This is a genomic window from Sorangium sp. So ce363 (assembly GCF_051520435.1).
Lineage (GTDB): Bacteria > Myxococcota_A > Polyangia > Polyangiales > Polyangiaceae > Sorangium > Sorangium cellulosum_B.
In genome coordinates, this window is record NZ_CP150333.1 from 3692612 (window position 1) to 3708689 (window position 16078).

The window sequence follows — 16078 nt, forward strand, 5'->3', positions numbered from 1 at the left end:
GACGCGACGCGACACGACAGGATGATAAAGGCGTTCGGCGGCGGGAGCCTCCGAGGGGTGGAGCCAGAGATCGTCTTTGGCCGCGATGGACACCAGCCGGTCGTGGATGCGTGGCGTTGGCTGCTGAGCACGCATCGTACGACAGCCACACTGCATACGACCTCCCGTCGTGATCCGAGCTCTCGTGACGTGCGTTGTCGCCTGCTCGTTGCTCTGGAGCGACTCCCGAGCGCGGGCGTCGTCGACGTGCCCGTCTTCGGGCGACTGGACGTTCGCGATCTTGGCCTGCCGGTGTTCACCGTCCCCCTGGGGCTCGTGGACGGCTTCACGGCGTCGCCGGCGCGAGCGGAGCGCCGCGGCCCGCCGTTCGCGCGCCGCCGTTCGCCGCGCCCGCCCCGCCACGCCGCGAGGTGACGGCGCGGCCCTGCGCGGCTAAGCTCGCGCTCGTGCCGTTTCCCCGGAAGACCAACCCCGTGCGCCGCCTGCCCGCGCTCGCGCTCGCAGCGCTGACGGCGATCGCCGGCGCCGCATGCGTCAGCAAACCGACGATGCAGCTCGACCACGCCGAGATCACAGGGATCCGCATCGCCTTCCCGCCGAGCCTCGGCATCCTCATGACGATCGTCGTCAACGTCCACAACCCGAACTCGTACGACGTCGCTGTCCGCGCGGTGCGCGGTCAGGTCGTGCTCGCCGGCCGCTACCCGCTGGCGGTCGACTTCCGGGCCGACGGCGACGGCGTATGGCTCGCTTCCGACCGCACGACCCAGGTCCGCGTCCCCGTCAGCGTCCCCGTCGATCTCGGCCTCCAGCTGCTCCGCGAGACGCTCTCGTCGCCCGTCATCCCGTACCGCTTCAGCGGCCGGGCGGACGTCACCGCGACGCGCACCTTCCGGCTCGAGGCCGACGACTACTCGATCGACGATCACGGCGTCGTCGCCCGCAACCAGATCGAGACCGCCCTCGGCGTCCTGCGATAACACCCGCCGCGGCCGGAGGCTGCTGGCGGCACCCTGGCGGCCCACGGGGCGCCCCCGCGCGGACGAACACGCGCTCGGTCTCCGGCGAGGACCACGCGCCCCGGTGCCCGCGTTGGCGTGGCGCACGACGTGCCGATGTTGCGCAAGTCGCGCCGACGTGGCGCGGCCGCCCTCGACGTCGGCGCCCGCGCTGGCCGGCCGGCCAGATCGACGCTCGACGCAATGACAGTCCATGACAGCGGCGCGCCCGCGCCGTGAGCGTCTCGCTCCTTCCTGGTGGCGGCGCCCGCCATCAGGTGGAGGCTCCGGCCTCCAGGCGGCGCGGCGAGCCTCGACGCGCAGCCTCCGCGCGGGACATCCTGCGCGTCCTGCTCGCTCTCCTCGGCGGTGCCTCGCGCCGCCACGGAGCACGCGGGCATCCAGGCCAGTCCGTTCATCGATGGGTCGGCGTGTTGGCCACCGACTTGCTTCGGCTCGCTCCTGAACTCGGTCGCGCTCGCGACACGCCGTCCCGCGCCTTCGGCGCGAGGGGGAGCTTTCATGGTGGATGGCTGTTCCAGCGGTTTTCTCGCGCTCGATCCGGAGATGAGGCGCCTGCGCGAGGCCCTCGAGACCGTGGCGCCCACGCCGCTGCCGGTCCTGATCCTCGGCGAGACCGGGACGGGAAAAGAGGTGGTGGCGGAGTGGATCGCCGGCATGTCGCGGCACCCGCGCGAGCGCTTCGTGAAGGTCAACTGCGCGAGCCTGTCGGAGTCGCTCGTCGAGAGCGAGCTCTTCGGCCACGAGCGCGGCGCGTTCACCGGGGCGGTGGCGCCGCGCGAAGGGCTGTTCGAGGCCGCCCACGAGGGCACGCTGTTCCTCGACGAGGTGGGGGAGCTGTCCCCGCGCACGCAGGCGAAGCTGCTCCGCACGCTGGAGTACGGCGAGATCGTCCGCGTCGGGAGCACGCGCCCGCGCCGCGTGGACGTCCGCGTGATCGCGGCGACGCACCGCGATCTCGAGCAGATGGTGCGGGAGGGGAGCTTCCGCCAGGACCTCTACTTCCGCCTCAACGCGATCACCCTGCGGATCCCGCCGCTCCGGGCCCGCACCTCCGAGATCCTGCCGCTCGCGGAGCTCTTCGCGGCGCGCCTCTCGCAGCGGCTCGCGCGCCCGGCGCCGCCGCTCGCGAAGGAGGCGACGGCCGCGCTCCTCTCGCACGCCTGGCCGGGGAACGTCCGGGAGCTGCGCCACGTGGTCGAGCGCGCGGTCGTGATGTCGAAGGGCGGGCCGATCGGCGCGGACCACCTGATGCTGGAGACGCCGCGGGCGCCGGTCGAGGCCGGGATCAAGGGTGATCTGCGCTCCTTCGAGCGAGACCGCATCGTCGCGGCGCTCGAGCAGTCCCGCCAGAACCAGACGCGGGCCGCCGAGCTGCTCGGCGTGTCGCGGCGCACGCTCACCAACAAGCTCAACACGTACGGCATCGCGCGGCCCCGCAAGAAGGTCGCGCTGGAGGAGTGCTGACGTGGCCTCGCCGTTCTTCCGCACGATGCGGTCGCTCGAGATCGAGCGCGGTCCGAGGACGTGGATCCGCCTCGCCGTGATCCTCGCCGTGCTCGGCGCCTGGGCGGGCTGGATGCACGCGGCGCGCGTCTCGGTCTACGCGACGACCGGGAAGGCGCGCCTGGAGGTCAGCCGGATGGCCCACCGCGTGGCCGCCGCCGAGCCCGGGCGCGTGTCGGTGGTGCAGGTCTCGCTCGGCCGCCACGTGGAGCAAGGGGAGGTGCTCGTCGAGCTGGACGCCGCCGTCGAGGAGCGGCGCCTGGAGGAGGAGCGCACGAGGGCGGCCGCGCTCGCGCCGAAGATCGAGGCGCTGCAGCACCAGATCGCGGTCGAGGAGGAGGTGCGCGCGTGGCAGGTGAAGCTGTCCGACGCCTCGGTCGCGCGCGCCAGGATCGACCTGCGCCAGCGGGATCTCTCCGCCGCGCACGGCGAGGAGCTGCGCGCGATGTCGGAGCGCCTGCACGACGAGCGGCTCGCGTCGACGGCCGACCACCTCGAGGCGAAGAGCCGCGCCGCCGACGAGCAGCTCAAGGCGGAGGGGGCGCGCGCCGATCTCCGGCGGCTCTCGGTCGCGGGGCGCCACGACGAGCGGCAGACGGCGGCCCGCCTCGCCGAGCTCGGGCGCGCGCTCGGGGATCTGGTGGCCGAGCAGCAGGCGGCCGACGCGGCGGTGCACACGGCGCTCGCGCAGATCGAGCGGCGCAAGGTCCGCGCGCCCATCGCGGGGAAGCTCGGGAACATCGCGGCGCTCCAGGTGGGGGACGTGCTCAAGCCGGGCGACCTCGTGGCGACGGTCGTCCCGGGCGACGACCTCCACGCCGTCGCCCTCTTCGCGCCGTCCGACGCGGTGGGGCGCGTCGTCCCCGGGCAGAGGGCGCGGATGCGCCTCGACGGGTTCGCGTGGACGCAGTTCGGCATGATCGAGGGGGAGGTCTCCCACGTCGCGAGCGAGCCGTACGACGGCGCGATCCGCGTCGAGCTGCTCGTGCGGCCGGAGAGCGCGGCGTCGATCCCGGTGCAGCACGGGATGCCTGGGACCGCCGAGGTCGAGGTGGAGCGCGTCTCTCCGTGGGCGCTCCTCCTGCGCGCCGTGGCGCCGGGAGGTGCGCGATGAAGCGCGCTTTCCTCGTCCCCGAGGTGCTGCAGGCGTCGCTCATGGACTGCGGCCCCGCCGCGCTCAAGGCGGTGCTGCAGGGGTTCGGCGTCGACGTGCACTACGAGTGGCTCCGCGACCGCTGCCAGACGGACGTGGACGGGACGTCGATCGACGCGCTCGCCGCGCTCGGGCAGGAGCTCGGGCTCGCGACCGCCGAGGTGGTGGTCCCCCACGACAGCTTCCTCCTGCCAGAGGCCGACTGCCTCCCCGCGATCGTGGTCAAGCGCGGCGCGGGCGGCGCGCTCCACTTCGTGGTCGTCTGGCGCCGGCTCGGGCCGTTCGTGCAGATCCTCGACCCCGGCAGCGGGCGCCGCTGGGTGCGCTCAGCGCGCTTCATGGAGGACATGCCGCACTTCCCGATCCCGATCTCGATCGATCGGTGGCGGCGGTGGGCGTCGTCCGCGGACTCGCTCGGCCCGCTCCGCGCGAAGCTGCGCGCGCTGCGAGCGGACGGGGAGGCGCTGATCGCCCGGGCCGACGCGGACCCGGGGTGGCGGCCCTTCGCGGCGCTCGACGCCGCGGTGCGGATGGTGGCGCGCCTCGTCCGCGGCGGCGCGATCGCGCGCGGGGGCGAGGCGCAGCGCGTGCTCGAGGGCGTCTTCGAGCGCGCCCTCGCCGGGGAGGCGGGCGCCATCCCGAAGGGGTTCTTCTGGGCCACGGAGGGCAAGGCGCCGGGGAAGCTCCTCGTGCATGGCGCGGTCATCGTCCACGTCGGCCCGCGTCAGCGCGGCGCGAGCCGGGCCAGCGCGGCCGCGCGCGCCTCTGCGCCGCCCGCCGCGGCGCCGCCGCCGAGCTACCGCGGCAGCGCCGCGCCCGAGGCCGCGCGCGCGGCCGCGCCGGACCGGCCTGCGCCGCGCGCGACCGCGACCGCAGCGCTGCCGGCGTCCGTTCGCCGGGAGCTGGAGCTGCCGACGCCGTCCCCCTCGCGCCTGTTCTTCTGGATGCTGCGCGCGGACGCGGGCGGGGCGCTCGCGCTCGTCGGGGTCGCGCTCGCGGCGAGCGCGGCCATCGCCGCGATCGACGTGGTCATCCTCCGCGGGCTGTTCGACGCGGTGAAGAGCGTCACCGTCGCGTACCAGCGCGCGCTCGGGCTCCTCGCCCTCGTCGCGTTCGCCGCCGGGGGCCTGGCGCTCGAGATCTTCGTGGCCCACGCCGTCTCGCGCCTCGGGCGCGCCCTCGAGGTGCGCTTCCGCGCCGCGTTCCTGGAGAAGCTGCCGCGGCTCGAGGATCGCTACCTGCGCAGCCGGCCGACCTCGGACATGACCGCGCGGGGCCACGCGATGCACCTGATGCGCGAGGCCCCGGCGCTCTTCGCCCGCATCGCGCGCGCGGCGCTGTCGTTCGCCGCGACGCTCCTCGGGGTCGTCTGGCTCTACCCGGGCGGCGCGTGGCTGTCGCTGGTGGCGGCGGCGGTCGCGCTCGCCGCGCCGTACCTCGCGCGGAGGCCGCTCGTGGAGAGCCTCATGCGCCTGCGCACGCACGCGGCGTCGCTCGAGCGATTCTACCTCGACGCCCTGCTCGGCGTCGTGCCCATCCGCGTCCACGGCGCGGAGCGGGCGGTGCGGCGCGAGCATGAGGCGCTGCTCGTCGAGTGGGCGCGCACCGGCCGGCTCGTGCACGCGCAGTCCACCGCCATGCAGGCCGCCCAGGGGATCGCGAGCACGGCCGTGGCGGTCGCGATCGTCGGCGGCTACGTCGCCTCCGGCGGCCCGGCGGCGGCGCTGCTCCTGCTCGTGTTCTGGTCGCTCCGCCTCCCCGCGGCGGCGCAGGAGCTCGTCGCGGCGCTGCTCGGCTGGAAGAACGTGCGCAACGCGTCCGTGCGCCTCTTCGCGCCGCTCGCGGCGCCGGAGATGGACTTGCCCCGCGCGCCCGCCGAGGACGCCGTCGACGCGGCGCGCGCCGCGCAGGGCGCCGCGCTGGCCGCCGCGTGCGCTACGTCGATCGACCTCCGGGGCGTGAGCGTGAAGGCGGGAGGGCACACGCTCCTGTCCGATGTCTCGCTGAGCGTCCCGGCGGGGGCGCACGTGGCGATCGTGGGCGCGTCGGGCGCGGGGAAATCGTCGCTTCTCTCGCTGCTCCTCGGGTGGCTGCGGGCGTCCGCGGGGGAGGTGCTCGTCGACGGGCGCCCCTTCGACGACGCGGCGGTCGAGCGCCTGCGCCGCGCGACCGCGTGGGTGGACCCGGCGATCCAGCTCTGGAACCGCACGCTCCTCGAGAACATCACCTTCGGCCACGCCGGCGACGCCCTCGCGCGCGTGCCCCTGTCCATGAGCCAGGCCGAGCTAACCGGCGTCCTGGAGAGCCTGCCCGACGGCTTGCAGGCGGCGATCGGCGAGGGGGGCGCGCGCCTGTCGGGCGGGCAGGGGCAGCGCGTCCGCCTCGCGCGGGCGCTCATGAAGGGCGACGCCCGCCTCGTGCTCCTCGACGAGCCGTTCCGCGGGCTCGAGCGCGAGCGCCGCCGGGAGCTGCTCGCGCGCGCGCGGGAGCACTGGGGGCGCTCGACGCTCGTCCTCGTCAGCCACGACGTCATGGACACGCTCGGCTTCGACCGCGTGCTGGTCGTCGAGGGGGGCAGGGTCGTCGAGGACGGCGCGCCGCGCGAGCTCATGGACGACCCGCGGAGCCGCTACCGCGCGCTCGCCGAGGCGGACGCGCGGGCGCGCGACGAGGTCTGGTCGAAGGAGCGCTTCCGGAGCGCGACGATGGAGGGCGGCCGGCTCCTCCAGGGGGCGGCGTGAAGGCGGGCGAGGCCGGACAGGCCGCAACGTTGGGCGGGCTCGCGTGGCAGCCGTCCGCGCTCGGCCACGCGATGAGCGCGCTCACGGCCGCGTGCGGGCTCGCGAGCGGCGCGGCGCCGTCGCCCGGCGCGCCGCCGGAGGGCGACCCCACCGCGTGGATCGAGGCGTACGCGGGGTGCATGGGCGTCGAGGCGGAGGCCGTCCAGTGCAGCTTCGCCGAGCTCGCGCGCGCGCTCCCGTCCCTCGGCCCCTCGATCGTCCGCGTCGAGCAGGGCTACCTCGCGGTGATGTCCGCGGGCCGGCGGGGGCTCTCGGTGCTGACGCCGGCGCTCAGGCCGGCGCGGATCCCGCTGGAGACCGTGCGCCGGGCGCTCACCGCCCACCTCGAGGATCGCCCCGCGTCGCACGTCGACAAGTGGCTCGCCGCGGCGCGCGTCCCGCCGCGGCGCGCCGCGCGGGCGCGCGACGAGCTGCTCGCCCAGCTCGTCGCGGATCGCCCCATCGACGGCGTGTGGCTGCTGGGCCCCGACCCGGGGTCGAGCTTCCGGCGCCTGCTCTCGAGGCGCGGGGTGCTCCGCCGGGGCGCGATCTTCCTCGCGGCCGCCGCTTTGCAGATCGCGCTCGGCGTCTTCGCCTGGTGGCTGATCGGCGCGGGCGCGCTCGACGGCGACGTGCAGCCGGGGTGGCTGCTCGCGTGGGTGCTCCTGTCGCTCTCGGCGCTCTTCGTGCAGCTGTTCGCCTCGTTCACGGGGGGCGTGCTCATGATCGACGTCGCCGCGCTCCTCAAGCAGCGCCTGCTGTGCGGCGCGCTCCGCCTGGAGCCGGCGACGATCCGGGCGCGCGGCTCGGGCGAGCTGCTGGCGATGGTCTCCGAGTCCGAGGCGGTCGAGACGGCCGGGCTCGGCGGCGCGCTCGGGGCGATCGTCGCGCTCGTGCAGCTCGCGAGCGCCGCGGCGGTCCTCGCCGCCGGCGCCGGAGGCGGCCTCCACGTCGCGCTGCTCCTCGGGTGGACGCTCGCCGTGGCGCTGCTCGGGCGCCGCTTCGCCCGGGAGCGGGCGGCGTGGACGGGCGAGCGGTTCGCGATCACGAGCGGCTTCGTGGAGCACGTCGTCGGGCACCGGACGCGCGTCGCCCAGCAGGCCTCGCACCTTCACCACCTGGAGGAGGACGCGGCGCTGGAGCGCTACCACCGCGCCGCGCACCGGATGGATAGCGTGGGGGATCTCCTTGCGTCGCTCCCGGCGCGCGGGTGGCTCGCGCTCGGGCTGCTCGGCCTGGTCCCCGCGGTCCTCGGCGGGGTGGGCGCGGGCCCGCTCGTCGTCGCGACCGGCGGCATCCTCCAGGCGCAGGCCGCGTTCGCGACGCTGGCGACGAGCCTCGGCGCGCTGCTCTCGGCTGCGGTGTCGTGGCGCTCGATCGATCGGCTTTTCGTGGCGGCCGAGGGGCGCGAGCCCGCCGGGATCCCGCAGGCCGTGCTCGGGCGCCCCGCGGCGTCGGACGTCGTGATCGAGGCGCGGGGCGTGTCGTTCCGCTACGACGGGGAGCGCGGCGAGCCGGTCCTCCGCGGCTGCGACCTGGTCCTCTCGAAGGGCGACCGGCTGCTGCTCGAGGGGCGCTCCGGCGGCGGCAAGTCGACGCTCGCGGCCGTGCTCAGCGGCCTTCACGCGCCGTCGTCGGGGCTCGTGCTGCTGCGCGGCCTCGACCGGCGGACGCTGGGCGGCGCGGCGTGGCGCAGCCGCGTGGCGAGCGCGCCGCAGTTCCACGACAACCACGTTCTCTCCGGGACGCTCGCGTTCAACCTGCTGATGGGCCGCGCGTGGCCCGCGTCGCCCGAGGACCGGCGGGAGGCGGAGGTCGTGTGCCGCAAGCTGGGGCTCGGGCCGCTGCTGGACAGGATGCCCTCGGGGCTCGATCAGGTCGTGGGCGAGACGGGGTGGCAGCTCTCGCACGGCGAGCGGAGCCGGCTGTTCCTGGCGCGGGCGCTGCTCCAGCGCTCGGACGCCGTGATCCTCGACGAGAGCTTCGGCGCGCTGGATCCGCTCACCGCCCGCGAGTGCGTTGGCGCCGTGCTGGAGCGGGCGCCGGCGCTGATCGTCATCGCGCACCCGTGAGCGTGAGGGAGCGGATGACGGCCTCGACCTAGGGGTGTTGTCGCCAGCGTGAGCGCTGGTCGGCAGGCACATCGCTAGTTCCGTGCGCACAGCCACGCTGCGCGCGCTGGTTGACATAGATAACCTTACGCGATCCGCATCCCTCCAGGAAAAATGACGCTTTATCGACAAGGTCTCCGAGTCCGTGGGTGGGATCTGCGATGAATCGGCGAGAGGGCGAGGCGAATCGGTGCTTCGACCAGCTCAGCACCAACCCGGTCAATGGCCGAGCCCGCCTGGGGGTGATGCAAGGTCGGGGGGAACGACAGCGGCAAATGAGGACAGCTTCCCGGGCGCGCCTCCCCTTGTCATGGCCCTGGGGGGCACCGTCGTGTTACGATGCCCATCGAATGAGCGCCTGCCTGCACCCCGTCGCGTCGCGTTCGTGGCCTTGCCGCGGCGCGCGTAGCGCGCTCATTCCCCTGCGATCCCGGCTCCTCTGCCGGAGGTCGCCCGCACGCTCGTAGGGGAGCGGCCTTCCGGCGTCTTTCGCTGGCCGCTCCCGGAAGGAAGCGGGCCTGGCGTCGAGGGCGCCTGAGCGGGCGACCTGGGCGAGCACTCACGCCGTCCAGCTCGCCGGCGCGGACCTTTGGCCAAGCCCGGATCGCACTGACGACACAAGGAGATCCCAGCTCATGGCACCTCACACGAACCCCATCGTCCTCACCGAATTTGACCGCGATCGCCTCGCGCGGCTGCTCGAGGCGCTGCGCGCGCGGCCCGGGGGAGACTCCCCGAACCTGGAGGCGCTCGAGATCGAGATCGAGCGCGCCGACGTCGTGAAGCCAGGGGATATCCCGCCGAACGTCGTCACCATGAACTCCACGGTCGACCTCTTCGATCTCGACACGGAGGAGCGGCTCTGCGTGACCGTGGTGTTTCCCGGGATCGCCGACGTGAAAAGCGGCCGTATCTCGGTGCTCGCGCCGATGGGGCTCGCGCTGCTCGGCTGTCGAGAGGCCGACGAGGTGGAGTGGCCCACGCCGAGCCGCACCCGGCGGCTCCGGATCGAGCGCATCGTCTATCAGCCCGAGGCGTCGGGTCGCTTCGATCTGTGAGGCTTCGGCGTGAACGGCCGGCCTCGCCGGCGCATCGTGCGTCTTGAACGCGAAAGGCCCGACGCTGCTCATCGCAGCGCGGGCCTCCGCGGTCGTGTCGTCAGGTTCGAGGAGCCGGTCGCCGCGGGCTGCGGCATTCGGCGCCTCGACGGCCGCTCAGTTGCCGCTGCCGCAGCAGCCGGGCGGACAGGTGCAAACGGCCGGGCCGACGCCCGCCTGGAGCTCCGTGGGGACCTCCACCGTCAGGCGCGCAGGGCGCTCCTCGACGGTCTCCTGCTTCGACTCGACCTCGACCTCGACCTTGATCTGCTCGTTCATGGCGATTGCTCCGTGGATGGGTTGGTTATTTCATTCGGGGACTCGACGTCCCGCGAGGAGGGCTATTGCAGTCGCCGTGCCACGCCGTTTTGGGCGCGGTATCGGCCGCTTTGGCGCGGTATCGGCCGCGCTTGAGCAACCCCTTTCCCAATTGGGGAAATCCGTCTGGCATCACCCTTCCCGATCGGGTCAGCCCCGGTGCACGGGTTGGGGCTCCGAGCGGCGCTCACCCGCACAGGAGACGGGCTCAGATCGGCGTTTTCGGCGCGCAGGCGCACTCCGGTGCGCCGAGCACCGAAAACGTCGAGATGTGCCCGTCCCCTAAGCGGGTGAGCGCCGCTCGGCACGAGGTTCGCAACGCACGGGCGGTGATGGACACGTCAATCATCCCCGAACTGCTCTCCTTCCGTGCGCCGTGGCTCGAAGAGAAGCTCGTCAAGGACCGGGTGGTCCCTTCCTGCGAGGAGGCGGCGCGGCTCCTCGACGAGGTAAAGAAATACCTCTTCCTCTGCGAGGCGAACCGGACCCGGCAAGTCCCCATGTTCTCCCGGAGGATCGACGAGGTCTGGCACCAGCTCGTCCTCTTCACCGAGGAGTACGCGGCCTTCGGACACCGCTTCTTCGGCGAGTTCGTCCACCACACCGCCAACACGGCTCCTCGCGGCGGCCCCGGATCGCGCCCCGAGATGACCCGCGCCGAGTTTCGCGCCGAGTACGAGGCGCTCTTCGGGCCCGTCTCCGCGGCGTGGAGCGACGAGCTCGCCGTGACGCCCGACACCCGGCTCATCCGCGTCACGTTCGGCCGCCCCATCTTCGTGCGGGTCGAGCAGGGGAGGGCAGAGCTCGTGTGGTCGCTGGAGCCGCCGCGTGTCCTCCTGCGCATCGACGCGTGGGCGAAGGACGCGCTGCAGTTCATCGTCGACTGCGATCACTTCTATGTCCGCGAGCTCCCCGGCCTCGAGGACGGCGAGCGCGTGGCGCTCTGCCGTCCGCTCGTGAAGGGCGACTTCCTCCGGGTCGCGCCATGAGGCTCGCCGAGCTCACCGCCCTCTTCGGGCGGCTCGATTTTCCGGGCCCTGAGGGCCGCGGCCGTCCGCCGCGCGATCACGTCCGCGCGGTCGAGGGCGCGGTCCGCGCCGGGCTCTCGGACGATGAGCTCCTGCTCGACCTCTTCGCGCTCGAGATCGAGCGTCGCGACGGCGCGCCGGATCTCGCGCCGTTTCACGTCCTCCCCGAGCTCGGCGTGCGCCTCGCGTTCGCGTACTGGCGGCCCGGGCGCGCGGCCGGCGCTCACGAGCACTCGGACTGGACGGTCACGGCGGTGGTCCACAACACGCTCGATGTCGCGACCTTCGACTGGGACGCGACGGCCCGCGCGCGGCGGCTCGTGCCGAAGCGGCTGTTCTCCGCGGAGGCCGGGCGGGTCGGCCACATCTACGGGCCGTGCATCCACGACCCGCGGAACCCGACGGGGAGCTGGTCCATCTCGCTGCACCTGTTCGGCCCTCACGACGGTCCGGTCATCGAGGCGCAGGTGGGCCCCATCGAGGGCCTGATCCCCATGGCGCCCCGGGCCGAGCCGGACGACGCGCTCTCGGCGGCGCTCCTCGCGCACGAGCGGGAGTGCGTTCGCCGGGCGCAGATCGACGCCCTCGAGCGCCGGGGCCCGCAGGCCGCCGCGCTCCTCGCGCGCCTCCACGCCCGCGGTGACGCGGGGACCCGGCGGCGCGCCGCCCGGGCGCTCGGCCGGACCGAGGCCCTCGGCGCGCACACCGTCCTCGCGCGCCGCTGGCCCGGCGTGGATCTTGACGTGGCGCCCCGCGCGGGCCGCGCCGAGCTCGTCGCGCGGTGCGGCGGGCGCGCCCAGGTCCTGCTCCGCGTCGACGCGTGGGCCGGGCCCGCGCTCCGCGCGGTGTCGACCACCCGGGAGCTCCGCCCCAGCGACATCCCCGGCCTCGCGCAGGCAGAGCAGCTCGCGCTCGCCCGCGCCCTCGTCGACTGGGGGACCTTTCAGCCCTTCGAAGCCCAGGAGAACTGACCCATGCAATCCACGCAGCCCACGCAGCTCACGCAGCTCACGCAGCTCACTCAAACAGACGTCGTGACGCCGGGCGCGACCAGGCGGCCTGATCTCTTTGCCTACCGGGCGCCGTTCGTCATCAGCAAGCTGCTCATGAACAAGACCGTGGCCACCGAGCGCGAGGCAGAGGCGCTGTTCCGGGAGCTCGTGCGCTATCTCTGGCTCGTCGACTCCGACCGCTCCCGCGCTTACCCGATGTTCTCGCTGCGGGTCGACGAGGCCTGGCACCAGTTCGTCCTCTTCACGATCGAATATGCCGACTTCTGCCAGCGCTTCTTCGGGCGCTTCCTGCACCACGCGCCGGGCAATGCGCCCGTCACGCACGCCTGCCGCGAGGCGACGTGGGACGAGTTCGCGGCCGCGTACAGCGCCCTGTACGGCGAGCCGCCGCCCGAGCCGTGGAGCGACGCTTCGTCCGTCTGCGGCCCGCGCCGGGTGATCCGCGATCGCGACGTGTCGGTCCGGCTGAACGACGGCAAGGCGGAGCTCGTCGATGGCGACGCGGTGCTCGTCCGCGTCGACGCCTGGGGCGAGCCCGCGCTGCGCTTCATCGCCCTTCACGGCATCTTCTACGTGCGCGAGCTGCCCGGGCTCGACCTGGATGACCGGATCGCCCTCTGCCGGGCGCTCGTGGTGTCGCGGACGCTCCGCGTCGCTCCGTAGTCCGCGTCGCTGCGCTGGAATGGGCGGTCGTCGTGGGCCCTCGCGGGGCCCACCGCGCCACGCGGCCCATGGCGCGGTTTGCGATGGCGTCGCTACCGCACGCCGACGCCCAGGAGGGCGGTCATCGAGAGCTGCTGAGGACCGTCGCCGAACCGCGCCTGCAGCCTGCCGAGGATCGCCTTGCCGAGCGCTTCCCAGCGCTCGTCGCCCAGCTTGTCGCGCAGGAGCACCAGCGGCGCGTTGCTCCTGCTCACCGAGCGCCAGAACTCCTCGGTCGAGGGCGACTCGCGGGAGTGCTCCGCCTCGTGCACCGAGACGTCCCGGAACCCGGCGGCCGCCATCTCGGCGCGGAACTCGCCTGGGTCTCCGAGCGGCGCTTTGCCCTCGCCGAAGGGCAGCCCGGGGAGCTCGGCGCCGATCGCCGAGAAGAGCTCACCCAGGATGGGCGTCCTGTCCATCGGCACCCAGCTCGCGACGACCGCGCGGCCGCCGGGGCGCAGCACCCGGAGGAGCTCGCGGAAGCCGCGGTCGCGGTCGGGGAAGAAGATCAGCCCGAACATCGAGAAGGCGGCGTCGAAGGAGCCGTCCTCGAAGGGCAGCGCCATGCCGTCGCCGACGCGGGCGTCCACCGCGAGCCCCGCGGCCGCGGCGCGCTCGCGCAGCCGCTCGACCATCGCGGGGGCGAAATCGACCGCGGTCACGCGCGCCTCCCCGGCGGCGAGGAGGGACAGGGTGCCCGGCCCGGCGGCCACGTCGAGCACGCGGGCGCCCGGGCCGACGCCGGCGAGCCGGAGCGCGTCGGCGGCATACTTCTCGAAGTGAGGGACGATGTCGGCCGCGTAGTCGTCGGCGACCATGTTCCACGCGACAGGGGTGGCGAGGGGGCTCGGGGGCTGCGTCATCGGCGACGGTGCTACCACGTGTGCGCCGAGCGGATCCAGCGCAGGCGTCCTGGCGCGGCGTTCCCTTGGCCGGCGCTCACGCCCTCGGGGCGAGGCGACGACAACCGCGCGTTCGAGCGAGGGAGATGCCGTGATGAGGTGATGTGGCGATCACCGCGCCACCGCGCTCTCGCGTCGATTCGCCACGCGCGCCTGCGCCAGCGCCTTCGGCGCGCCTCTCGCGCCGGCGGGGCTCGCCGCCGCCTCCGACGAGCTCGGATCAGCATCCGAGTCGGCGCCCTGCTCCTCATCCGCCTTGTCGGCGCCGGCCTCGGTCGCATCGTGGCGCGGCAGCACGGTCCTCGCGGTCGACACGAGCAGCACGCTGGTCAGCGCGACCACGCTCGCAGATCCGGCGACGAGCACCGCGATATGCATCATTGTGCGCTGGAGGAGGCTCCCTTCATTCAACTTCCGGAGGATCTTCAACATGGTGCTACCTGCCTCGTTCGCGAGCGCCCGCTCGCTGCCAGCGTCCCTGTGACAACTCCTGCGAATGCGAGCGTCGTGCCAGCAGGCATCCGCTGGAACCAGCGCATGGATCGAGGGGCTTCTTGCGCCGCTCTGCCAAAGCTGACACGTCCGCCACCTGTACAATGGCTCATCCTGCCAAAATGACAATCCGTTCTTTGAGCGTCTGGTCGCCGCGTCGCCGCATGGACCGCGTTGGGCACCGCGTGCCGACCGCGCGCGCCGGCGACCGTGGCGACGGGAAGACATGCGTGTCTGACGTGCCTGCCGAGCCTTCCATGGTTTCGCGTCGCGTCCTGTCCTGTCGCTCTGACCAGCCTGGACGAGGACTCCGTCGCTTCGTCCACCACACCCGCCACACCACCACACGTGCGGGCTCTTCCGGCGGGGCGCGCCGTCGTCGCGCCGTCGTCGCCGATCACTGCCCCCTGCTGCGCGCGGCGGGGTAGAGATCGGGCCCATGCTGCTCACCCGCGCCGAAGCCACCGGATTCCGGGAGACCTCCCTGCACGCCGACGTCATGCGGTTCGTCCGCGCGCTCGAAGGCCGCAACGACCCGCGCCTGCACGTGAACACCTTCGGGACCAGCCCGGGCGGGCGGGAGCTGCCGCTGCTCGTGCTGTCCAAGGACGGCGTGCGATCCCCGGACGAGGCCCGCCGCGCCGGGCGCCCCGTGGTGCTGATGCTCGACGGGATCCACCCCGGCGAGGTGGAGGGCAAGGAGGCCAGCCTCGCCCTCGTCCGCGATCTGCTCGACGGCCGCCACCCCGACTGGCTCGACGCGCTCGTGCTCCTCGTCGTTCCGCTGTTCAACGCGGATGGCAACGACGCGCTCGACCCGCGGAACCGCCGCCTCGACCTGAAGAAGCTCACCGGCCAGCCAGGTCCCGTCGTGGGCACCCGCACCCAGAGCCAGGGCATCAACCTGAACCGCGACTACCTCCGCCAGGCCGCGCCCGAGATGCGCCTGCTCCAGCAGCGCGTGTGCATCCCCTGGGCGCCCGATCTCACGATCGACAACCACGCGACCAACGGGTCGGTGCACCGGTTCCACATGACGGTCGACGTGCCGCACACCATCGAGTCCGGCCGCCCGGAGCCGATCGCGATGGTGCGCGACCGCCTGGTCCCCGACGTGATCGCCGCGGTCCGGCGGCGCGGCTTCGAGAGCGGCTGGTACGGCAACTTCGTCGAGGACGAGCGGGTGCTCGACGCGGACGGCGAGGTCGACCCGGCGTCGCCCGTCGGCCTCGGCTGGATGACCTACCCGCATCACCCGCGGTTCGGCTCGAACTACCGCGGGCTCACGGGGCGGCTCGACCTGCTGCTCGAGTGTTATAGCTATCTCCCGTTCGAGGAGCGCGTCCAGACCGCCTCGGCGTGGCAGATCGAGGCCCTCTCCTGGTTCGCCGCCCACGCCGACGCGGTCCGCGAGGTCGTGGCCGCGAGCGCCCGGCCGCCGGAGCGCGTCGCGGTCCGGTACCGCCTCGAGCCGACCGGGACCCCTATCGACATCCTGACGCGCAGCCCGCGGGCGTTCGACGGCGAGCCGGTCACCCTGCGGATCCCGCACCACGCGCGGTTCGTCGGGACCACGGTGGTGGATCGGCCGCGGGCCTACCTCGTGCCGCCGGCGATCGCCGAGGCCCTGCGCCAGCACGGGCTCCGCGTCGAGCCGGCCGGGGGCGTCCACGACGTCGAGGTCGCCCGGGTGGCGTCGCTCGGCGCCGAGGGGGGACGGGCGATCCTGGAGGCGGCCCGGGTCGGCGAGGTGTCGGTGCGGTGGCGCGAGGAGGCCCGGCGGGCCCCCGAGGGCTGGTTCCGGGTCGACACCGAGCAGCCGCTCGGCGCGATCGCCGTGTACCTGTGTGAACCGGAGAGCGACGACGGGGCGGTCGAGAACGGCCTGGTGGAGGCGCCCGCCCTCGGGGACGAGCACCCGGCGTGGCGGGTCCGGTGAGCCCGGAGGGGTCGGGCG

At 73.8% G+C, this 16078-nt stretch carries 13 protein-coding genes; 10 read left to right on the forward strand and 3 right to left on the reverse strand.

Annotated elements, in window-relative coordinates; genetic code table 11:
* The first annotated feature begins 446 nt into the window (after nt 1–446).
* The 6 genes from WMF12_RS14180 to rnk all read left to right on the forward strand — a co-directional run bounded on the left by WMF12_RS14180 (nt 447) and on the right by rnk (nt 9627).
* Nucleotides 447–980 carry an LEA type 2 family protein gene (locus tag WMF12_RS14180; protein WP_437871916.1) on the forward strand — a complete coding sequence of 178 codons (534 nt, stop codon included), beginning with the start codon at nt 447–449 and terminating at the stop codon, nt 978–980.
* A 540-nt stretch (nt 981–1520) separates the two neighbouring features.
* Nucleotides 1521–2486 carry a sigma-54 interaction domain-containing protein gene (locus WMF12_RS14185; protein WP_437871917.1) on the forward strand — a complete coding sequence of 322 codons (966 nt, stop codon included), beginning with the start codon at nt 1521–1523 and terminating at the stop codon, nt 2484–2486.
* A gap of 1 nt (nt 2487) precedes the next feature.
* Nucleotides 2488–3639: an HlyD family secretion protein gene (locus tag WMF12_RS14190; RefSeq protein ID WP_437871918.1), complete on the forward strand. Its 1152-nt coding sequence runs from the start codon at nt 2488–2490 to the stop codon at nt 3637–3639.
* A complete protein-coding gene (locus WMF12_RS14195) occupies nt 3636–6419 on the forward strand; it encodes an ATP-binding cassette domain-containing protein (protein WP_437871920.1) in 2784 nt (927 codons plus the stop codon). The genes WMF12_RS14190 and WMF12_RS14195 overlap by 4 nt, the downstream gene beginning before the upstream one ends.
* Nucleotides 6416–8530: an ATP-binding cassette domain-containing protein gene (locus WMF12_RS14200; RefSeq protein WP_437871922.1), complete on the forward strand. Its 2115-nt coding sequence runs from the start codon at nt 6416–6418 to the stop codon at nt 8528–8530. Before WMF12_RS14195 ends, WMF12_RS14200 begins: the two co-directional genes overlap by 4 nt.
* 674 nt (nt 8531–9204) lie before the next feature.
* Entirely contained in the window at nt 9205–9627 is a 423-nt protein-coding gene (gene rnk / locus WMF12_RS14205) for a nucleoside diphosphate kinase regulator (RefSeq protein ID WP_437871923.1), read from the forward strand.
* Nucleotides 9628–9783: 156 nt separating this feature from the next.
* On the opposite strand, the gene WMF12_RS14210 is transcribed toward rnk, so the two are convergent.
* The gene (locus tag WMF12_RS14210; RefSeq protein WP_437746193.1) at nt 9784–9945 is read right to left on the reverse strand and encodes a hypothetical protein; all 162 of its coding nucleotides are present in this window, start codon (nt 9943–9945) and stop codon (nt 9784–9786) included.
* Between the two features lie 371 nt (nt 9946–10316).
* Between WMF12_RS14210 and WMF12_RS14215 the strand changes: the two genes are divergently transcribed.
* The 3 genes from WMF12_RS14215 to WMF12_RS14225 are packed head-to-tail and all read left to right on the forward strand — an operon-like array spanning nt 10317 to nt 12688.
* Nucleotides 10317–10973 carry a hypothetical protein gene (locus WMF12_RS14215; protein ID WP_437871927.1) on the forward strand — a complete coding sequence of 219 codons (657 nt, stop codon included), beginning with the start codon at nt 10317–10319 and terminating at the stop codon, nt 10971–10973.
* Entirely contained in the window at nt 10970–11983 is a 1014-nt protein-coding gene (locus WMF12_RS14220; RefSeq protein ID WP_437871929.1) for a hypothetical protein, read from the forward strand. Before WMF12_RS14215 ends, WMF12_RS14220 begins: the two co-directional genes overlap by 4 nt.
* 3 nt (nt 11984–11986) lie before the next feature.
* A complete protein-coding gene (locus tag WMF12_RS14225) occupies nt 11987–12688 on the forward strand; it encodes a glycine-rich domain-containing protein (protein WP_437871930.1) in 702 nt (233 codons plus the stop codon).
* A gap of 92 nt (nt 12689–12780) precedes the next feature.
* On the opposite strand, the gene WMF12_RS14230 is transcribed toward WMF12_RS14225, so the two are convergent.
* Both WMF12_RS14230 and WMF12_RS14235 read right to left on the reverse strand, forming a co-directional pair.
* A complete protein-coding gene (locus WMF12_RS14230) occupies nt 12781–13590 on the reverse strand; it encodes a class I SAM-dependent methyltransferase (RefSeq protein WP_437871932.1) in 810 nt (269 codons plus the stop codon).
* 150 nt (nt 13591–13740) lie between these two features.
* On the reverse strand, nt 13741–14061 hold the full coding sequence (locus WMF12_RS14235) for a hypothetical protein (RefSeq protein WP_437871933.1): 321 nt from the start codon (nt 14059–14061) through the stop codon (nt 13741–13743).
* 499 nt (nt 14062–14560) lie between these two features.
* On the opposite strand from WMF12_RS14235, the gene WMF12_RS14240 reads away from it, so the two are divergent.
* Complete coding sequence (locus WMF12_RS14240) at nt 14561–16060, forward strand: M14 family metallopeptidase (protein ID WP_437871936.1); 1500 nt, start codon at nt 14561–14563, stop codon at nt 16058–16060.
* The last annotated feature ends 18 nt before the right edge of the window (nt 16061–16078 follow it).

Coding starts and splice junctions, on each gene's coding strand:
- WMF12_RS14225 (WP_437871930.1), top strand. CDS start 11,987: ATGCAATCCACGCAGCCCACGCAGCTCACGCAGCTCACGCAGCTCACT.
- WMF12_RS14220 (WP_437871929.1), top strand. CDS start 10,970: ATGAGGCTCGCCGAGCTCACCGCCCTCTTCGGGCGGCTCGATTTTCCG.
- WMF12_RS14215 (WP_437871927.1), top strand. CDS start 10,317: ATGGACACGTCAATCATCCCCGAACTGCTCTCCTTCCGTGCGCCGTGG.
- WMF12_RS14240 (WP_437871936.1), top strand. CDS start 14,561: ATGCTGCTCACCCGCGCCGAAGCCACCGGATTCCGGGAGACCTCCCTG.
- WMF12_RS14195 (WP_437871920.1), top strand. CDS start 3,636: ATGAAGCGCGCTTTCCTCGTCCCCGAGGTGCTGCAGGCGTCGCTCATG.
- WMF12_RS14235 (WP_437871933.1), bottom strand. CDS start 14,061: ATGTTGAAGATCCTCCGGAAGTTGAATGAAGGGAGCCTCCTCCAGCGC.
- rnk (WP_437871923.1), top strand. CDS start 9,205: ATGGCACCTCACACGAACCCCATCGTCCTCACCGAATTTGACCGCGAT.
- WMF12_RS14210 (WP_437746193.1), bottom strand. CDS start 9,945: ATGAACGAGCAGATCAAGGTCGAGGTCGAGGTCGAGTCGAAGCAGGAG.
- WMF12_RS14230 (WP_437871932.1), bottom strand. CDS start 13,590: ATGACGCAGCCCCCGAGCCCCCTCGCCACCCCTGTCGCGTGGAACATG.
- WMF12_RS14185 (WP_437871917.1), top strand. CDS start 1,521: ATGGTGGATGGCTGTTCCAGCGGTTTTCTCGCGCTCGATCCGGAGATG.